The organism is Pyxidicoccus sp. M6, assembly GCF_055568925.1.
Genome location: NZ_CM145714.1, coordinates 11,378,067 through 11,394,990 on the forward strand (window position 1 = coordinate 11,378,067; position 16,924 = coordinate 11,394,990).

Consider the following 16,924-nt stretch of genomic DNA (forward strand, 5'->3'; position numbering starts at 1 on the left):
ACGGCGTCCCCACCGGAATGGGCAAGGACGCACGAGCCCGGGGTATCGTCGCGCGCCATGCCGTCCGTGAAGCAACTTCGCCCGTTCGCCCTGGCTACGCTGGAAGCCTTTCTCGAGGCCTCCGGCCCCGTGGTCCTCGTGCAGCAGCCCCCCGAGCCCGTCTTCCAACAGGTGGCGATGCGGCTGGGCGAGGCACGCACCGTGGGCATGGCCCACCGCAGCCGGCTGGTGGACCGGCTCTTCGTCATGCTGCGCGGCTTCGACGCCCTGGAGGTCCACTTCCTCCGCCCCGAGGTGGACGGGCAGTCCTTCACCGTGGGCCGCACCGATGGCTGCACGCTGGTGGTGCCAGACCCGTCCGTGTCCAAGGTCCACGCGACGCTGCGCTGGCACTCGGAGGCCCATGACTGCTCCATCCGGGACGAGGGCTCCTTGAACGGCACCTTCGTCAATGCCCAGGCCCTGAGCGCCGAGCAGGAGCGCATGCTCAACGACGGCGATGCGCTGTCCTTCGGCGACGCGCAGTTCCTCTACCTCCGCACGGAGACGCTGCACGCACACCTGCGCATGGCCAGCCCCGGCCGGAGCTGACTCCCGGGGAATGTGCCGCCCGGCTCGCGAGTAGGAGGGAGGTGCGACCGGGCAGGGGCCCGACCGCTCATCCCCCCTTCCCGCCCATTCATGGCTCCCGCGCACCCGCTTAGCGAAACTTCACGGCACGGTCCGCCGCCTCTGGCTATGAGTCCTCCCTCCAACCGCAAGGGAGCGTCGTAGATGGTCCGGCTGCTGCTGATTCTCGGGGTCAACGTAGCTGCATGGGCCGTGCTGCGCTCGCTGTGGCCCGGCCTGCTCCGGAAGTGGCGGCTGGGCGTCTTCGTCGCCGGGGCGGTGCTGTCGCTCGTCATCCTGGCCTTCGCGGCGCTGCCGGGCCTTCGGTCCGGGATGCTCCTGGACGACGCCCTCTTCCGCGTGTTCGCCATGGGCTGGTCCCTCACCGCCGTCATGGTGGTCCTCTTCGGCACACCCATCGTGCTGGTGCGCGCGTGGGTGGAGCGCCGGGCCGCGAAGCGTGCACAAGCTCCTGCCCCGAAGGTGGACCTGGGCCGCCGCAGCCTGTTGACGAACGTGGGCCGCGCGGTGCCGGTGCTGGCGGCGACGACGAGCTCGGCGGGGCTCGCCGCAGGAGTGTCGGGGTTCACGGTGCGCCCGGTGGAGGTGCGACTGCCCGGCCTCCCCAAGGCGATGGACGGCTTCCGCATCGGCCAGATTACCGACGTCCACGTGGGCACCTTCATCGACACCGAGTACCTGCGCAGCGCGGTGCAGGCGATGAACGACGCGCAGGTGGACCTCCAGGTGATGACGGGCGACCTCATCGACGACCTGGAGCAGCTCGACGGCACCATGGCCGCGCTCTCCGAGTGCAAGGCGCGCCACGGCATGCTCGCGGTGCTCGGCAACCACGAGCACTGGCGCGGGCTGAATGCCGTCCGCCGCGCCTACGCCGACCTGGAGGCGCGCGGCGGCCCGGTGCGCCTGCTGGTGGACGCGTCCCACGGCTTCGAGCACGAAGGCCAGCGCGTGCGCGTCGTCGGCGTGGACTACCCGATGTCCCGGGGAAGCCGCACCCACGCCGTGAAGACGGAGCTGATGCAGCGGTCCGCGGAGCAGTCCTTCCGCGACGCCTCGCCGGAGGAGGTGTTGCTGTGCCTCTCGCACCACCCGGACTTCTTCCCGCACGCGGCCGAGCGCGGCGCGCGGCTCACCCTGGCAGGGCACACGCACGGCGGACAGGTGGCCTTCCTCGGTGTGCCGGCGTTCTGGTTCGCCTTCAAGTACATGCTCGGCCGCTACCGGCAGGGCGACCACCAGCTCTACGTGTCCGGCGGCACCGGACACTGGATGCCCTTCCGCATTGGCGTGCCCACCGAGGTGACGATTCTCACCCTGCGCTCGGCGTGAGGCGCCAGGCCATTGGCGCAGCGCCTCCACCCCGTCGCCCACGAAAGGGCTGTGCTCGTGGCGCTGGAGCGCATCACTCCGCGCTGCTCTTCGCGCCCTGCCACCGCTGCCCAGAGCTGTAGTTGACCGGTATCCACCGGTAGCCCTTCCCCTCCGCGCCAAGCCGGCCCAGGCCGGGAAAGGGCATGTGCGCGAGGCCGAGCAGGTCGCCGCGCCTCGCAGCCTCCGTGAACGCACGCGCTCGCTGGGATGCGGCCGCACGGTCATCGACGTCGTAGGCGACCGTCACCGAGGGCTCGCGCAGTTGCACGGAGCCGAAGTGCATGAGGTCGCCCCAAAGGGCCAGCCGCTGCCCACGGCTCTCGACCACGTATGCGCTGTGCCCGGGCGTATGTCCCGGGGTCGGCATGGCCCGGATGCCCGGGACGATGGCTTCCCCGTCTCCGAACGTCTTCAGCTTGCCCGCGCCCCGGTACGGCTCCACCATCGCTCGCGCCTCCTCGAAGTACTTCGGGTCTACCGGCCCCTTCGCCCGGTCATCGCGACCGAGCCAGAAGCTCGCCTCGCGCGCGTGCACCTGAAGGATGGCGTTGGGGAACGCCCGGGCGACGTTGGACATGAGCCCACCGGAGTGGTCGGAATGGATGTGCGTGAGCAGCACCACGTCGATCTGCTCCGGCTGGTAGCCCGCGGCCCGGAGACTCTGCTGGAGCTGGCCGCCCACACCGGGGCCGAAGAAGCCCCCAACGCCTGTGTCCACGAGCACCAGCGCCGTGCCGGTGTTGATGAGGAACGCGTTGATGGACACCTCGACCGGATCCTCGAGATGGTCGCGCGAGAGCAGCTCCTTGACCCGCTCCGGCGTCGTGCGTGTCGCCACCTCGCTCACCGTCTGTGGGACGGTGCCATCGGACAGCGTCGTGACTTCGAAGTCGCCGAGCATCATCCGATAGAAGCCAGGGGCCTGGGTTCGCACCTGGGGCGCCGCCGCATGCACGGTGGACGGAAGCAGTGGAGCGCCGGCCAGCAGCAGCAGGGTCAGGGCACGAGAGACAGCGTGGAAGGCACCGCGGGGCAGGGGATTTTTCATGGGTGAGGAGATACGCCCCGCATCCCCTGGGATAAACGGGCGCTCTTCACACATTCCGTTTCACCGCTGAAACAATCCGGGGGGCGCGACGGGCCCATGGGGCTTCCCGGCCGAACGCGGTATGCCGTGCTGGAGGTGGAAGATGGACAGGTTCACGGCGATGGAAGCGTTCGTCCGCGTGGTGGAAAGCGGCACCTTCACCAAGGCCGCCGACGCGCTGGGCCGCCCGAAGACGGCGGTGACCCGACTCATCCAACAACTGGAGGCGCAGCTGCGCGTGAAGCTGCTGCACCGCACCACTCGCCGCGTGACAGTCACGCCAGAGGGCATGACCTACTACCAGCAGGCCTTGCGCCTGTTGGGCGAGGTGCGGGACCTCGAAGCCACGCTGTCCCAGACGCGTCGCGGCCCCAGGGGGCGCCTGCGGGTGGAGTCGAGTGGGACCATCTCCCGGCTGCTGCTCATCCCCGCGCTGCCGTCCTTCTACGCGCGCTACCCCCAGATGCACATCGAGCTGGGGGTGAGCGACCGCGTCGTGGACCTCCTCTCGGACAACGTCGACTGCGCCATTCGCGGAGGCGCCGTGAAGGACGAGTCCCTGGTGGCACGACACCTGGGCGACCTCTGCTATTGGTTATGCGCGTCGCCTCAATACCTGGAGCGTCACGGCACGCCACTCCACCCGCTGGAACTGGCGGGCGCGTCACACGCGGTGGTCAGCTACTTCTCTTCGCCGAGCGGCAAGGAACTTCCCTTCGTCTTCGTCCGCGATGCCGAGCGGCTGGAGGTCCAGGGCCGCAGCCTGCTCACGCTCAACGAAACCAACGCCTACCTGGCCGCCGGGCTCGCGGGACTGGGCGTCATGTTCGCCCCGCGCTTCGTATTGGAGCCGTATGTGGCATCCGGGGAGCTGGTGCAGGTGCTGAACGGATGGCGGCCCGAATCCCGGCCCCTGTTCCTGGTCTACCCACCCGCGCGACAACTGGGCGCCGGGCTGCGGGCCTTCATCGACTGGACGACGGAGCTGTTCGCGAGTCGTCCGAACCTGTGGCGCCACGAGGGTTAGGGCTGCTGCCCGTACGTCTTGAACTTCTCGATGACGCGCTCCATCTCCGCGTCGTCGAGGATGACGGGCTCACCCACCTGGAGCGCGCGCCAGTACATGGCCGCGAGCGTCTCCACCTCCACCGCCAGCTTGAAGGCGGCCGGCAAATCCTTCCCCAGCGCGAGCATGCCGTGGTTGGCCAGCAGGCACGCCTTGCGCCCCTCCAGCGCGTCCAGCGCACTGCGCGCCAGCTCCGCCGTGCCGAAGGTGGCATAGGGCGCGCAGCGCACGTCCGAGCCGCCCGCCGCCGAAATCATGTAGTGGAACGCCGGGATGCCCCGGCGCAGGCACGCCAGCGTGGTGCAGAACATGGAGTGCGCGTGCAGGATGGCCCCGGCCTCCGGGCGCGCCTCCAGGATGTCCCGGTGGAGCTGCCACTCCGAGGACGGACGGCGCCGTCCCTCGTGGCTCCCGTCGAAGCGCATGAGGACGATGTCCTCCGGCACCAGCGCGTCGTACTCCATGCCGGTGGGGGTGAGCAGGAAGCCCCCCTCCACCCGCACGCTCAGGTTGCCGGAGGTGCCCTGGTTGAGCCCCGCCGTGTTCATCCGCCGGGCGGTGGCAATCATCGCCTCGCGCAACGCCCGGGGTTCCATGCTCAGGCCGCCTTCCCGCGCCGCTCGGGGAAGAGCGAGAGCAGGCCCTCCTCGGTGGCAGGACACACGCCGCGCTCCGTGACGAGCGCCGTCACCAGCCGCGCCGGCGTCACGTCGAAGGCGTAGTTGGCCGCGGGGCTGCCCTCGGGCGTGATTCGCACCGTGGCGATTTCCCCCGAGCGCAGGCGCCCGGTGACGTCGCTGAGCTCCGTGCCCTCGCGCTGCTCGATGGGGATTTCCTTCACCCCGTCCTTCAGCGTCCAGTCGATGGTGGGCGAAGGCAGCGCCACGTAGAAGGGCACGCCGTTGTCCTTCGCGGCCAGCGCCTTGAGGTACGTGCCAATCTTGTTCGCCACGTCCCCGTGCGCGGTGGTGCGGTCCGTGCCGACGATGCACAGGTCCACCTCGCCGTGCTGCATGAGGTGACCACCCACGTTGTCGGCGATGACGGTGTGCGGGACGCCGTGCTGTCCCAACTCCCACGCCGTCAGCACCGCGCCCTGGTTGCGCGGGCGCGTCTCGTCCACCCAGACGTGCACCGGCAGGCCCGCGTCGTGCGCGAGGTACATGGGCGCCAGCGCCGTGCCCCAGTCCACCGTGGCCAGCCAGCCCGCGTTGCAGTGCGTGAGGACGTTGAGCCGTCCCTTGCGTCCCTTCTTCTCCCACGCCGCCTCGAAGAGCTTCAGCGCGTGCTCGCCGATGGCGCGGTTGATGGCCACGTCCTCGTCGCAGATTTCGCCCGCGCGGCGCAGCGCCGCGGCCACGCGCTGGCCCGGAGGCAGCGGCGCCAGGGCGCGGCGCATCTCATCCAGCGCCCAGTGCAGGTTGACGGCGGTGGGCCGCGTGCCGCGCAGCACCGTGAGCGCCTTCTCCAGCGCCGCGTCAGAGGCATCCACGCGCATCGCCAGCCACACGCCGTAGGCCGCGGTGGCGCCGATGAGCGGAGCGCCGCGCACCAGCATGCTGCGGATGGCGTGCGCAGCCTCGTCGAGCGTGGACAGCCGCACGGTGACGAAGGCGTGCGGCAGGCGCGTCTGGTCGATGACCCCGGCGGCGGCGCCGTCGGGCTCGAGCCAGATGGAGCGCATCGGCTTGCCGTGGACCTTCATTTGCGCAGCACCCGGCCGGCCACGGCGGACAGCTTCTCCAGCAGCGCCGGGTCTCTCGCCTCAGGCGCGGTGATGAGCGCGTGGTCCAGCGCGTTCTGGCAGCCCTTGCTGCACGGGCCGGTATGCGCGCCGAGCAGCGGCACCACGTTCTTCACCAGCCCGCGCGCCTTGCCGGCGTTGCCCAGCAGGTGGGCAATCACCTGGTCCACGGTGACGGCGTCATGGTCCGGGTGCCAGCAGTCGAAGTCGGTGACCATGGCCACCGTCGCGTAGCAAATCTCCGCCTCACGGGCGAGCTTGGCCTCCGGCATGTTCGTCATGCCGATGACGTCGCAGCCCCAGCTCCGGTACAGGCGGCTCTCCGCGAGCGAGGAGAACTGCGGCCCCTCCATCACGAGGTACGTGCCGCCGCGCTTCACGTTGACGCCCAGGCCCTCGCACGCGGCCACCAGCGCGTCACCGAGGCGCCCGCACACCGGCTTCGCCATGGACACGTGGGCCACCATGCCGGTGGTGAAGAAGCTCTTCTCGCGCGCGAAGGTGCGGTCGATGAACTGGTCCGTCACCACGAAGGTGCCGGGGGGCAAATCCTCGCGGAGGCTGCCCACCGCGGACAGCGAGAGCAGGTCCGTGACGCCGCTGCGCTTGAGCGCGTCGATGTTCGCCCGGTAGTTGATTTCGCTGGGCGACACGCGGTGGCCGCGGCCGTGGCGCGGGAGGAAGACGACCTGCACCCCGTCGAGCGTGCCGAAGCACAGCTCGTCCGAGGGCTCGCCGAAGGGCGACGACACCTTCTTCCAGGTGACGTCCTTCAGGCCGTCAATCTGGTACAGGCCGCTGCCGCCGAGGATGCCGATGACGGGCTTGGTGGAGGTGGACGACATGGTGGGGACTCCCGACTCGGGGGGTTAGAGGGCGGACGGGTCCAGCGTGGCGAAACCGTGAAACGTGGGGTGGCCATGCCCGGCGGGGATGACGGCTTCCCCTCGGTCCAGGCAGGCCGTGCGCAGTCCCGCCGAGCGGGCGGCGTTCAACTCCGCCACGCTGTCCGACAGGAAGAGCACCTGCTCGGGCGCCAGGCCGATGGCCTGCACAATCTTCGTGTACGAGGGGCTCTCCACCTTCGGGCCGGTGGTGGTGTCGAAGTAGCCGGAGAACAGCGGCGTCAAATCACCCCAGGCCGTGTGGCCGAAGATGAGCTTCTGCGCGGCGATGGAGCCCGACGAATAGACATACAGACGGAAGCCGCGCGCATGCCACGCGCGCAGGCCGTCCACCGCGTCGGGGTAGACGTGGCCCTGGACCTCGCCGCTCGTGTAGGCCTGCTCCCAGATGAGCCCCTGGAGCGACTTGAGCGGCGTGGCCTTCCGGTCCTCGTCAATCCACTGGCGCAAGAGCGCCACGGTGTCCGCGTCGGACAGGCCCGGGTTGCCGGCGAGCTCGCGAGCGCCGTCGAGACACTCGCGCACCCGGGGCTCGTGGGCGTGGGCGGTGACGAAGGCCTCCAGGTTCTTCTTCGCGAAGGGGAACAGCACGTCCTTCACGAAGGAGATGGAGCTGGTGGTGCCCTCGATGTCGGTGAGGATTGCGCGGACGCCGCTCATGTCTCGTAACGGGGGAAGCGGTCGGCGATGGCGTCACCCGTGAAGTTCCCCACCCAGCCGTCCGGACGGATGAAGAAGCGGATGGCGGCGAACTCGGGGCGGGGGCCCATGTCGAACCAGTGGCGCATGCCCTCGGGGACGCTGATGAGGTCTCCGCGCGTGCAGACAATCTGGTACACGCGGCCCTGCGTGCGCAGGTAGAAGCAGCCGCTGCCCTCCACCATGACGCGGGACTCGTCCTCCGTGTGCGTGTGCTCGGAGAGGAACTTCTGGCGGGCCTGCGCGGCGTTGGGGTTGTCCGGCTTGATGCGCGCCACGTCCACGGTGTTGTAGCCGTGCTTCGCCTTCTCCGCGTCCACCACGTGCTTGTACGCGGCGAGCACCTCGTCCTGGCCGGCGCCGTCCGCCAGGGAGATGGAGGCGTCCACGCGCTCGAAGCGCACGCCGATGGCGTTCAGCTCGCGGCGGATGGCGTCGGCTTCGGTGTACGTGCCCACGGGGGCTTCGGGGTGGGCGTCGGGGTAGATGGTCAGCTGGCTCATCGTCGCACCTTCATCGTTTCGAGCTCGTACGTCAGCAGGTGTTCCAGGGCCACCGTGTGGCGGCGGGCCTCGGCCATGGAGCGGCCCCAGGTGTAGAGGCCGTGGCCGGCGATGAGGTAGGCCACGCACTCGGGGCGCTGCGCCAGGAGCTCCGACGCGCGCGCGGCGAGCCGGGGCACGTCCTGGTCATTGGGGAAGATGGGGATGGAGACCGTCGTCTCGTGCGTCTTGTTGTCGCCCAGGGCCTTGAGCAACTCGTAGTCGCTCAGCCGCAATTCGCCCTCGGCCTTGCGCAGGTTGGACAGCAGCGCGGAGACCATGGAGTGCGTGTGCAGCACGGCCTGGACGTGCGGCCGGTCTCGGTAGAGGTGCAGGTGCAGGTGCGTCTCCGCGGAGGAGCCGGGCGGCGGCGGCGCGTGGATGTCGAGCGCCCAGACGTCGGACTCCGTCAGCTCGCCCTTGTCCACGCCCGAGCGCGTGACGGCGGCGGTGCGCGCGTCGAGCCGGCGCGAGAAGTTGCCGCTGGTGGCCGGCACGAAGTCGCGGACGCTGAGGAAGCGGCCCACCTCGACGATTTCACGAGCGGCGTCCGCGAGCGCGGTGGAGGGAGACGTGGGGGCGGCTGCCGGGACACTCATCCGAACTCTCTTGGGGGGAAACCGAGGCCCGTGAGCGTATGGGCCGGGCCCCTCCGCGCGCAAGCGACGCCCTGCGTTATCATCAGCCCACTCGGTCCCCTGGTCTGGAGCTTTCCCGACTGGGACGCCTTCAGCTTCGCGTTCCATCTGCATCAGGATGTCACCCGGGCGCACGAACCGTGTGGCGCACGGGTGTACGGGTCTCATGACTGACCCCGTCCCCCGGTCGTCCAGCCCGCACGCCGCAAGACAGTGATGCGCACCGCCGCGCCAGAGTCTTCCACCTCGGGCCGCGCATACCCTGGCAGCGCGTCCAACCCCCGACCTCGAGGTAGTCCATGCGGAGAGTATTCGCGGCTGCTGCTTTCACTGTCGTGCTGGCGATGTGTGCCTTTGCGCCCACGGCACTCGCGGAGCCGCCCTCGGACGTCGACGACACGTTCGAGAACCTGACGGGCCTCTGCGACTTCCCCGTGACGGTCATCCAGGAGGGCCAGTCGAAGACCCTCCAGCTCTCGGGCGGACGCTTCATCGTCACCTGGCCCAACTTCCGCGTCACCGTGCGGAACGCCGACAACCCCACCCACGAGGTGACCTTCGTCGCCACCGGCACCTTCCACCAGACCGCCCTGTCGAATGGGAACGTGATGACGGTGTCCACCGGCCGCAGCGTCCTCTTCGACCCTGGGGTGGGCTTCGTCCTGGCCATCGGGCGGTTCACCTATGTCTCCGCTCCGGATGGGAGCATCGTCCAGACCCTTTCAGGTGAAGGGCACCTGACCGACATCTGCGCGCTGGTGGATTGAGCTTCAGGAGGCCCCTGAAGTACGCAGGAGGGGTGAGCATCACTCTCGGACCTGGTACCCGGCGCGCGGTGCTCGTCGCACTGGCCGTCGGCTGCGCGGCGCTGGCCTCGTGCAAGCCCCGTGGGGAGGCACCCACGGGCCCTCGCCCGACGCGGGTGCTCTTCATCGGCAACAGCTACACGTACTACAACAACCTGCCCCGCGTGCTGGAGGCGCTGGCCGCGTCCGCGTCCCCTCCCCTCCTGCTGGAGACCCGCGCGGTGACGGTGGGCGGCGCGCGGCTCAAGACACACTGGGATGACGGCGACGCGCTGAAGGTCCTCCGTGAAGGCGGCTGGGACTACGTCGTCCTCCAGGAGCAGAGCACGCTGGGCGGGCTGCTCGTGGATGGGCGGCTCGAAATCAATGACCCGGAGCGGGTCTTCTTCCCGTACGCGCGGAAGTTCAACGCGGAGGCGCGGCAGCGGGGGGCGAAGACGCTGCTCTCGCTCACGTGGTCCCGGCGGCGGGTCCCGGAGGCCCAGGCGCAGCTGAACCATGCGTTTCTCTCGCTGGGCCGAGAGCTCGGCGCCACCGTCGTGCCCATGGGGCCCGCGTGGCTCACCGTGCGCGAGCAGCATCCGGACGTCGCCCTGTATGTCAAAGACGGAAGCCACCCCGCTCCGTCCGGCACGTACCTGGCGGCATGTACGTTGTACGCGACGCTGTTCGGACGCTCGCCGGAGGGACTGACCTCCACCGTGCGCGGCATCCCCACTCCCGACGGGAAGCCGCGCGGAGCGGAGGCCACCCTTGTCTCGCTTCCCGAGCCCACCGCGCGACTCCTGCAGCAGACCGCGTGGAGCACGGTGGAAGCGCTGAAGGCCCGTGGCGACATCGTGGAGCCACTGCCTCCGAGGACGCTGCCGTCGCTACCGTCGGGAGCGAATGGGCGGTGGGACTCGCTCTCCGGCGTCTGGAGTGGCGAGCTGCGCTTCTACCCGGAGGAAATAGGCGAGTCGCCCGCGAAGCTGCGGTTGGAGCTGTCTTCCTCCGGAGAGGGGTACGACGGCGTGCTGCGCATCACCTTCGCGGATGGACGCAGCGAGGGCCCCTTCGAGGTGCGAGTGGAGCGCGCTCCGGAAGGGACGCTGCGCTTCACCGCGCCCTTCGGTGAGAACGGGCCGGGCGCGGTGCGCTATGCGGCCATCATGTCCGCTGACGGAAGGCTGGTGGGCACGACGACGTGGGAGGACGCGGAGTCGCTCGACCGGATGCTCGGCTCGTGGGGGCTGGAGCGGGCGCGCTGACGTTCGTTCGAGCCCCTGCTCCCCCCAGGCGTCCAGGCGGGCCTCCGCGTCCGTGAGCGCCGGGGCGCCCGGGCGGCGTCCCCCTGAGGTGGCCTCTGCCGCCATGCCGCGTGCGCCCCACCTTGAAGGGACACACTTCACAACTCCCGGAGAAGGCCCATGAAGGTGGAAGAAGTCATGACCGAGAACCCGGTCACCTGCATGCCGGACACGAGCATCCAGCAGGCGGCCAAGTGGATGGTCGACGGGGATTGCGGCGCGCTGCCCGTCGTGGACATCGACAACAAGCCGCTCGGCGTCATCACCGACAGGGACATCACCTGCCGCATCGTCGCCCAGGGCAAGAACCCCTACGCCCTCCACGTGGACGACGCGATGACGCACTCCACGGCCACCGTCTACAAAGACACCCCGTTGGAGGACTGCCGCGACCTCATGGAGGAGAACCAGGTGCGCCGGCTGATTGTCATCGACGATGACGGCGGCGTGTGCGGCATGGTGTCCATGGCGGACCTCGCCCAGAACATGCAGGCCGAGGACACCGCCGAGCTGGTGCGCGAGGTCTCCGAACACACGAGCACGCCGTCGATGGTGCACTGAGGCGACGGGCTCGCGAAGAGACGTGCAGCTTCGCGAGCCAGCCTCACTCCCTACGGGCCGCCGAGCGCGAAGGCGGCCATGCGGTCGATGAGCTTCGAGCCGGAGCGCGCCAGGACATCGTTGTGCCCTGCCCCCGCCACCGTCTCCACCGTGGCGTGGGGGAAGCGCGTCCCGAGCGTGCGCCCCATCTCCACCGGGATGAGCGTGTCCTGCTCTCCGTGGATGATGAGCACCGGCAGCTTCACGTCGGGCGCCTTGGAGAAGGTGTCGAAGCGGTCCCTCACCAGGAGCTTCGTCGGCAGGAAGGGGAAGCCCAGCGCCGCGACGTCCGCGATGGACGTGTAGGGCGACACGAGCATCACCCGCGAGCCATGCCCGCGCCGCGCCATCTCCACCGCCACGCCCGTGCCGACGCTGCGCCCGCTGAGCACCGTGCGCTCCGGAGGCACGCCCTGGGCGCGCAGCCAGGCGAGCCCCGCGTCCGCGGCGGCGTAGATGCCGTCCTCGGAGGGACTGCCGGGCGAGGCGCCATAGCCGGGGTACTCGACGGCGAGGAAGCCCAGGCCCCACGCGTGCAGCCGCGTGCCGAAGTCCATCTGGCCCAGGAGCTGCTCGCCGTTGCCGTGGAAGTGCACCACCGTCGGCGCTCCGGGAGGCGCGGGCAGGTAGTACGTGTCCACGTACAGGCCGTCCTTCAGGGGCAGGCGAGCGAACCCCTGTTTCTCGGGGAGCTTGATGGCCGCCTTCGGCGCGGGGAAGAGCATGGAGCGCTGAAGCGCGAACGCGGCCACGCACAGCACGAGGTAGAGAATCGCGACGGTGGAGACCAGGAGGGTGAGCATGCGGCGCAGCCGGAGCATGAGGGCTCCAGTCTGCCCCATCCGGCCCCTCGCGTGATGGGGCATCGCCAGGTGCTCCCGCATCCACCTCCGGAAGTCCTCGCGTAGCCGCTTTGGTGGCCCGGCCACCGAAGTCCCTACGCACCGGAGGTCTCATCCATGCCGCACCACAGGTTCCACGTCGCGAGCGCGGTGCTCGCGTTCCTCACCGCCCTTTGCATCGCGCCCCACACCGCGCGGGCCCAACAGAGCTGCGACGCGCTCGTGCCCTCGGGCGGAGACGACGCGCCCACCATCAACGCCTGCCTGGCCAACACCGGGCGCGCCTCCCTGGGCGCGGGCGTCTTCCTCCTCTCGCGCCCCATCGTCTTCCCCCGCGCGCCGGGCGTGCAGCTCTCCGGCGTGGGCGCGTCCACCGTGCTCAGGCCCACGTACACCTGCGGCCAGAGCTCGCCGTTCGTGCTGCCTCTGGGAGCCCAGTCCGGGCAGTACCAGCCCACCCTCAGCGTGACACGCGCGCCGGGCGCCGTGCTGCGCGACTTCCGCGTCAACCTCCAGGAGCTTCGCCGCGACTGCGGCCACAAGGGCGCGTACACCCTCATGGTCGACAAGTCGGATGACGTGCAGGTGCTCAACCTGCGCCTGAGGGGCTCGCAGTTCGGCACGCCCGACTACACCAGCGGCGGAGCCAACGGCGGCGGCATCCAGTTCGTCAACTCCGCGCGCGGCGTCATCCGCGGCAATGACATCCGCGACGTCGGCTTCGCCACCGACGTGGGTGCCCAGTCGGCGGGGAGGAACGGCATCGCCATCGAGAACTCAGCCCGCACCCGCGTCGAGAACAACAACGTCGAGCGTGCGGCCTTTCAAATCTCCGTGTCCAACTTCAGCCCGGCCTTCGGCTTCACGGGCGACTCCAGCGGCACCTCCGTGACGGGCAACACGCTGGTGGGCGCGGCCAACATCAACTGCCCGGGCTGTTCACAGGGACGCGCCATCAAGCTCCAGGCGTGCGGACGCCTGGATGTCCAGGATGAGCTGCCACTTCGCAACCTCGTGGTGCGGAACAACAACGCCCGCGACTTCGGCGGTGCCAATGGCCAGCAGGGCGGCTCCGGACTCGACCTGATATGCGGCGTCCAGTACGGCACCTTCGAGAACAACAGCCTCATCGGCGCCGGCACCGCCGAGTTCGCCGGACAGGTGCGCAGCTCCTTCCAGTCGCTCGTCAACCCGAGCCACCACAACACGTTCAACTTCAACACCTTCGTGTCGGGACGGGGGCAGCCGGGCTGCGACGGCTCGTGCGTGGACGTGAACTTCAACTCGGACGCGCCGGACCAGATTGGGCTGCGCCGCGGTGTCGCGGGCACCAACTTCGCGAACAGCTTCCGCCCCGGGAGCAGCAACTGCGGCGACTACAGCCACGCCTTCTTCAACTACCCGGCGGGGCAGAACTTCGTGAACCGGGGACAGAGCCTGCTGCTCGCCGCCGCGGGCACGAAGCCGGGCACGTCCACCGTCTTCCGCTTCAAGCGGCAGGACGGCGTCCAGGTGGCGGCCTTCACGTCCCAGTCCGCCAACGGCAACTGCGTGGTGAACCAGCAGTTCTTCCCCATCAACGCCGCGCAGTTCGCTCCGGGCCAATACGCCCTCTTCGCCGAGTACTCCGACGGCAGCAGCAATGGGGTCTTCATCTCCAATGACCCCGTCGGCACCATCGACGTGCGTTGAGGCCTACGTGGCGAAGGGCCCCAGCGGCGCGGGCGGAGTGAAGCCTGGGAACACCTTCGCCAGGTCCACTCCGGGACGGCACGCGCGCAGCGCCTCCGCGAGCGGTGCGCGCACGTCCGTCCACGAGGGCACGTCGCGCCCGTCCTGCAGGTGCTCCGGTGCGAGGGAGTCGAAGCGGCCGTACACCTTCCCGCCGCGCACGCCTCCACCGAGCACCAGCATGGCGCTGCCCACACCGTGGTCCGTGCCCCGGCTGCCGTTCTCCCGCACCGTGCGGCCGAACTCCGTGAGCACCACCACAGTGACGTGTTCCAGCTTGGGACCGAGGTCCGTGGCGAAGGCTGCCAGCGCTCCGGCGAGCTCCTGGCATCGATTGGCGAAGACGCCCGAGGCCGCGCCCTGCGCCGCGTGCGTGTCCCAGCCACCCATCTCCGTGGCGGCGACTTCGAGCCCTACGTCACCCTTGAGCAGCCTCGCGATGTCTCGCAACCGTTGACCCAGCGGGCCTCGCGGGTACTCCACCGTGGAGTCGGAGGGCAGCTTCGACAGGCGCTCCGTGTCGAGCTGGGACAGGGCCTCGAAGGCGCTGTGTCCCGTCGTGCGCAGGGCTTCGTCCACCGCGCCCGCGTAGAGCGCGCTGAAGCCACTGGCGGCCTGCTCTCCGCGCCTGCCGCCCCGGAGGCGGAACTCCTCCAGCCGTCCCATGGCCAGGGCTCCCGAGCTCCCGAACAGGGCTCTTGGCAGCGTGGGCTGGAGGGCTACGGCTCGCAGCGCGGCGCTGCCTTCCTCGTCTTCGAGGGCGCGATTGAGCCAGCCGTCTTGTGTGGACTTGCGGCCCGGGGTGCCGGACTCCACGAAGTCCTGCGCGTCGAAGTGCGAGCGCACCGGCTCCGGCAGCCCCACTCCGTGCAGCACCGCGAGCCGGCCGTCCTTCCAGAGCGGGAGCAGCGGCTCCAGCTTCGGGTGCAGGCCGAAGCGTCCGTCGAGCTTCAGCGCGGCGTCCGGGCCGCTGCCAGGTGACTTCAGCGCCAGCGTGGGACGCGCACGGTGGTACGCCGCGTCCTCGACGGGTGGAATCAGGGACAGGCCATCCACGCCTCCGCGCAGGAAGACGGTGACCAATGCGCGACGGGCGGGCGTGTTGGCACTGGCGGCCAGCGCTCGGCCCAGGAAGCCCGGTGCGAGGACGAGGCCCGCGCCCGTCATTCCCAGGGCGCGCAGCAGGTGGCGGCGAGAAAGTCGCGGGCTCATGGATTCGAGACCTCCGGCGCACGGGTGGCGAAGTGACGGCACAGCGACGGGCTCATCGCTTCGTGACCTCTGGCGCATCGAGCAAGCGCCCGGTGAAGAGACGAGCTCATTGCTTCTGGAACTCCGGCGAGCCGAGCAGCAGCCCGGCGATGAGGGGCACGTCCACGGGTTTCTGCTCGCCCTCGGCACTGGCGGCCTCCGCCCGCTTCGACAACGCAGCGAGGATGGTGGCCCGCGTCTCCTCCGAAGGCGACGCTCCCAGCAGCACGCGGCCGAGCGCGTCCACCTGGGCCTCCGCCGTGGATTCGGCCGGTGCGTCCAGCTTCACTCGCGTGCCCGGCAGTCTCCCGGAGACGAGCTCCAGGCTGAAGTTGAGCCGGGCCACCAGCGCGCCACTGTTCACCCATGGCGCGGAGACCTCCGGGAACCCCGTGGGCGCGGGCGCGCGATAGAGCGGCTCACCCATCCTCGCCAGGGACTGCACGAGCCTCGGCCTCACCGTCACCTCCGCGTCCGTCGCTCGCAGCGCCGACACCACGAACTCGAAGGGCGTCTTCACCTTCGCCGCTCGCGCCTCGGACGCCCAGAACTCCGGCGACTGGAAGAGCGCGCGGTACACCGTGCGCAGGTCTCCATCCGAGTCGAGGAACGCCTTCGCCACCCGCTCCACCAGCGCGGGCGGCGGCGTGTCCGAGACGAACCGCCGCGCCAGCTTCGTCGCGATGTGCCGCGCCGTGGCGGGATGACGCGCGAGCAGGTCCAGCACCCGCTCGCCGTCCTCCAGGTTCCCTCCCGAGGGAATCCGCTGCCCGAGCACGTGCTTCTCGTCCGAGTCATGCGCCCTGCGGCGGAAGAAGAACTCGGGCTCGCGACGAGGGCGGCGGATGCTCCAGCCGGTGAAGCAGCGCGCGACTTCACGGACATCCTGCTGCGTGTAGCCACCGTCCACGCCGAGCGTGTGCAGCTCGAGCAGCTCGCGCGCGTAGTTCTCGTTGAGGCCGGGACGGGGCTCCGCGTCCTCTGCTTCCTCGGACTCCATCATGGCTTCGTCCGCGCCCGCCGCTGGCGCCGCGTCCCGGCGCGGGAGCCTGGGCATGCCGTCGCGCGTGCTCCGCCAGTTGTCCAGGTAGAAGAGCATCGCCGGGTGACGGGCCGTCGCTCCGAGCAGGTCCCTGAAGCGGCCGAAGACATGCGGGCGGATGGCGTCGCGCTCGTAGGACGTCACCATCCACCGCACCGCGCCCTTCTCCGCCGACACGTTGAAGTGGTTGAACCAGAAGTCCACCAGCACCTCTTCGAGCTGGCGGGGGCTCTCCACCGCGCGCAGCACCTTGGCGGCGGACAAGTCATAGACGATGAGCGCGGGACGCAGCAGCTCGCGACCGTCCAGCAGCGCCTGCTCCCGCTCCTTCTTCAGCGGGTACTCGCGCGCGAGGTCCGCCATCGACATCGTCAGCGTGGGGTAGGCCTGGAGCTTCGCCTCCAGCTCGGGTGGCAGCTTCGACTCCGAGGGAGCGAGCTGCGCCTCCACCCAACCCTCCACGCCCAGTCGCCGCACCTCGCCCCAATCCCTCTCGGAAGGTCCGAAGGCCAGGCGCTGGAGGGCATGCACCGCTCGCGCCTCATCGAAGGGCGGCGGCTCGATGACATTCGCGCCCGAGGGGTGCGGGCCGTGCCCACACGAGAGCAGGACCGCCACCACGGGCCAGAGGAGCAGAATACGCATGGCAGAGGCTCCAACCCACGAGGCCGCCAGAAG

Annotated in this window: 17 protein-coding genes; 7 read left to right on the plus strand and 10 right to left on the minus strand. The window is 69.9% G+C overall.

Translation table 11 applies throughout. The features are described 5' to 3' along the window. The first annotated feature begins 57 nt into the window (after window positions 1-57). On the plus strand, window positions 58-591 hold the full coding sequence (locus ACVTJA_RS44690) for an FHA domain-containing protein (protein WP_465829950.1): 534 nt from the start codon (window positions 58-60) through the stop codon (window positions 589-591). Window positions 592-774: 183 nt separating this feature from the next. Continuing rightward, the gene (locus ACVTJA_RS44695) at window positions 775-1,962 is read left to right on the plus strand and encodes a metallophosphoesterase (protein WP_465829952.1); all 1,188 of its coding nucleotides are present in this window, start codon (window positions 775-777) and stop codon (window positions 1,960-1,962) included. A gap of 73 nt (window positions 1,963-2,035) precedes the next feature. Here the strand turns inward: ACVTJA_RS44695 and ACVTJA_RS44700 are convergent, their stop codons facing one another. Next, window positions 2,036-3,052 carry an MBL fold metallo-hydrolase gene (locus ACVTJA_RS44700; RefSeq protein WP_465829954.1) on the minus strand — a complete coding sequence of 339 codons (1,017 nt, stop codon included), beginning with the start codon at window positions 3,050-3,052 and terminating at the stop codon, window positions 2,036-2,038. 142 nt (window positions 3,053-3,194) lie between these two features. On the opposite strand from ACVTJA_RS44700, the gene ACVTJA_RS44705 reads away from it, so the two are divergent. Beyond that, window positions 3,195-4,118 (plus strand): LysR family transcriptional regulator, encoded by a 924-nt coding sequence (locus ACVTJA_RS44705; protein WP_465829956.1) that lies wholly within the window; start codon window positions 3,195-3,197, stop codon window positions 4,116-4,118. Here the strand turns inward: ACVTJA_RS44705 and ACVTJA_RS44710 are convergent. Genes ACVTJA_RS44710 through ACVTJA_RS44735 form a run of 6 tightly spaced genes read right to left on the minus strand, consistent with a single transcriptional unit; the run spans window position 4,115 to window position 8,646 of the window. Next, complete coding sequence (locus ACVTJA_RS44710; RefSeq protein ID WP_465829958.1) at window positions 4,115-4,753, minus strand: class II aldolase/adducin family protein; 639 nt, start codon at window positions 4,751-4,753, stop codon at window positions 4,115-4,117. The genes ACVTJA_RS44705 and ACVTJA_RS44710 overlap by 4 nt on opposite strands. Window positions 4,754-4,755: 2 nt before the next feature. Next, window positions 4,756-5,862, minus strand: coding sequence for an S-methyl-5-thioribose-1-phosphate isomerase (mtnA, locus tag ACVTJA_RS44715; protein ID WP_465829960.1), 1,107 nt, complete (start codon window positions 5,860-5,862; stop codon window positions 4,756-4,758). Further along, window positions 5,859-6,746 carry an S-methyl-5'-thioadenosine phosphorylase gene (locus tag ACVTJA_RS44720; RefSeq protein ID WP_465829962.1) on the minus strand — a complete coding sequence of 296 codons (888 nt, stop codon included), beginning with the start codon at window positions 6,744-6,746 and terminating at the stop codon, window positions 5,859-5,861. The genes mtnA and ACVTJA_RS44720 overlap by 4 nt, the downstream gene beginning before the upstream one ends. Before the next feature lie 24 nt (window positions 6,747-6,770). Further along, complete coding sequence (mtnC, locus tag ACVTJA_RS44725) at window positions 6,771-7,466, minus strand: acireductone synthase (RefSeq protein WP_465829964.1); 696 nt, start codon at window positions 7,464-7,466, stop codon at window positions 6,771-6,773. After that, the gene (locus ACVTJA_RS44730; RefSeq protein WP_465829966.1) at window positions 7,463-8,008 is read right to left on the minus strand and encodes a 1,2-dihydroxy-3-keto-5-methylthiopentene dioxygenase; all 546 of its coding nucleotides are present in this window, start codon (window positions 8,006-8,008) and stop codon (window positions 7,463-7,465) included. Before ACVTJA_RS44730 ends, mtnC begins: the two co-directional genes overlap by 4 nt. Then, a complete protein-coding gene (locus ACVTJA_RS44735) occupies window positions 8,005-8,646 on the minus strand; it encodes a methylthioribulose 1-phosphate dehydratase (RefSeq protein ID WP_465829968.1) in 642 nt (213 codons plus the stop codon). The genes ACVTJA_RS44730 and ACVTJA_RS44735 overlap by 4 nt, the downstream gene beginning before the upstream one ends. 338 nt (window positions 8,647-8,984) lie before the next feature. Between ACVTJA_RS44735 and ACVTJA_RS44740 the strand changes: the two genes are divergently transcribed. The 3 genes from ACVTJA_RS44740 (at window position 8,985) to ACVTJA_RS44750 (ending at window position 11,341) form a co-directional block, all read left to right on the plus strand. Then, complete coding sequence (locus tag ACVTJA_RS44740) at window positions 8,985-9,452, plus strand: hypothetical protein (protein ID WP_465829970.1); 468 nt, start codon at window positions 8,985-8,987, stop codon at window positions 9,450-9,452. A gap of 32 nt (window positions 9,453-9,484) precedes the next feature. Next, on the plus strand, window positions 9,485-10,741 hold the full coding sequence (locus tag ACVTJA_RS44745) for an SGNH/GDSL hydrolase family protein (RefSeq protein ID WP_465829972.1): 1,257 nt from the start codon (window positions 9,485-9,487) through the stop codon (window positions 10,739-10,741). A gap of 159 nt (window positions 10,742-10,900) precedes the next feature. Next, a complete protein-coding gene (locus tag ACVTJA_RS44750) occupies window positions 10,901-11,341 on the plus strand; it encodes a CBS domain-containing protein (RefSeq protein ID WP_465829974.1) in 441 nt (146 codons plus the stop codon). A 50-nt stretch (window positions 11,342-11,391) separates the two neighbouring features. Here ACVTJA_RS44750 and ACVTJA_RS44755 read toward each other — a convergent pair whose 3' ends face one another. Next, window positions 11,392-12,201 (minus strand): alpha/beta hydrolase, encoded by an 810-nt coding sequence (locus ACVTJA_RS44755; RefSeq protein ID WP_465829976.1) that lies wholly within the window; start codon window positions 12,199-12,201, stop codon window positions 11,392-11,394. 138 nt (window positions 12,202-12,339) lie between these two features. On the opposite strand from ACVTJA_RS44755, the gene ACVTJA_RS44760 reads away from it, so the two are divergent. Next, window positions 12,340-13,914 carry a right-handed parallel beta-helix repeat-containing protein gene (locus ACVTJA_RS44760; protein WP_465829978.1) on the plus strand — a complete coding sequence of 525 codons (1,575 nt, stop codon included), beginning with the start codon at window positions 12,340-12,342 and terminating at the stop codon, window positions 13,912-13,914. 3 nt (window positions 13,915-13,917) lie between these two features. Here the strand turns inward: ACVTJA_RS44760 and ACVTJA_RS44765 are convergent, their stop codons facing one another. Continuing rightward, entirely contained in the window at window positions 13,918-15,165 is a 1,248-nt protein-coding gene (locus ACVTJA_RS44765; protein WP_465829980.1) for a DUF1501 domain-containing protein, read from the minus strand. A gap of 106 nt (window positions 15,166-15,271) precedes the next feature. After that, window positions 15,272-16,891: a DUF1800 domain-containing protein gene (locus ACVTJA_RS44770; protein WP_465829982.1), complete on the minus strand. Its 1,620-nt coding sequence runs from the start codon at window positions 16,889-16,891 to the stop codon at window positions 15,272-15,274. Window positions 16,892-16,924 lie beyond the last annotated feature (33 nt).

Bases quoted from the DNA above. Each gene is read 5' to 3' on its own strand.
- ACVTJA_RS44700 (WP_465829954.1), bottom strand. From the start codon at position 3,052: ATGAAAAATCCCCTGCCCCGCGGTGCCTTCCACGCTGTCTCTCGTGCC.
- ACVTJA_RS44730 (WP_465829966.1), bottom strand. From the start codon at position 8,008: ATGAGCCAGCTGACCATCTACCCCGACGCCCACCCCGAAGCCCCCGTG.
- ACVTJA_RS44705 (WP_465829956.1), top strand. From the start codon at position 3,195: ATGGACAGGTTCACGGCGATGGAAGCGTTCGTCCGCGTGGTGGAAAGC.
- ACVTJA_RS44720 (WP_465829962.1), bottom strand. From the start codon at position 6,746: ATGTCGTCCACCTCCACCAAGCCCGTCATCGGCATCCTCGGCGGCAGC.
- ACVTJA_RS44735 (WP_465829968.1), bottom strand. From the start codon at position 8,646: ATGAGTGTCCCGGCAGCCGCCCCCACGTCTCCCTCCACCGCGCTCGCG.
- ACVTJA_RS44770 (WP_465829982.1), bottom strand. From the start codon at position 16,891: ATGCGTATTCTGCTCCTCTGGCCCGTGGTGGCGGTCCTGCTCTCGTGT.
- ACVTJA_RS44690 (WP_465829950.1), top strand. From the start codon at position 58: ATGCCGTCCGTGAAGCAACTTCGCCCGTTCGCCCTGGCTACGCTGGAA.
- ACVTJA_RS44765 (WP_465829980.1), bottom strand. From the start codon at position 15,165: ATGAGCCCGCGACTTTCTCGCCGCCACCTGCTGCGCGCCCTGGGAATG.
- ACVTJA_RS44695 (WP_465829952.1), top strand. From the start codon at position 775: ATGGTCCGGCTGCTGCTGATTCTCGGGGTCAACGTAGCTGCATGGGCC.
- ACVTJA_RS44760 (WP_465829978.1), top strand. From the start codon at position 12,340: ATGCCGCACCACAGGTTCCACGTCGCGAGCGCGGTGCTCGCGTTCCTC.
- mtnA (WP_465829960.1), bottom strand. From the start codon at position 5,862: ATGAAGGTCCACGGCAAGCCGATGCGCTCCATCTGGCTCGAGCCCGAC.
- ACVTJA_RS44710 (WP_465829958.1), bottom strand. From the start codon at position 4,753: ATGGAACCCCGGGCGTTGCGCGAGGCGATGATTGCCACCGCCCGGCGG.
- mtnC (WP_465829964.1), bottom strand. From the start codon at position 7,466: ATGAGCGGCGTCCGCGCAATCCTCACCGACATCGAGGGCACCACCAGC.
- ACVTJA_RS44750 (WP_465829974.1), top strand. From the start codon at position 10,901: ATGAAGGTGGAAGAAGTCATGACCGAGAACCCGGTCACCTGCATGCCG.
- ACVTJA_RS44755 (WP_465829976.1), bottom strand. From the start codon at position 12,201: ATGCTCCGGCTGCGCCGCATGCTCACCCTCCTGGTCTCCACCGTCGCG.
- ACVTJA_RS44740 (WP_465829970.1), top strand. From the start codon at position 8,985: ATGCGGAGAGTATTCGCGGCTGCTGCTTTCACTGTCGTGCTGGCGATG.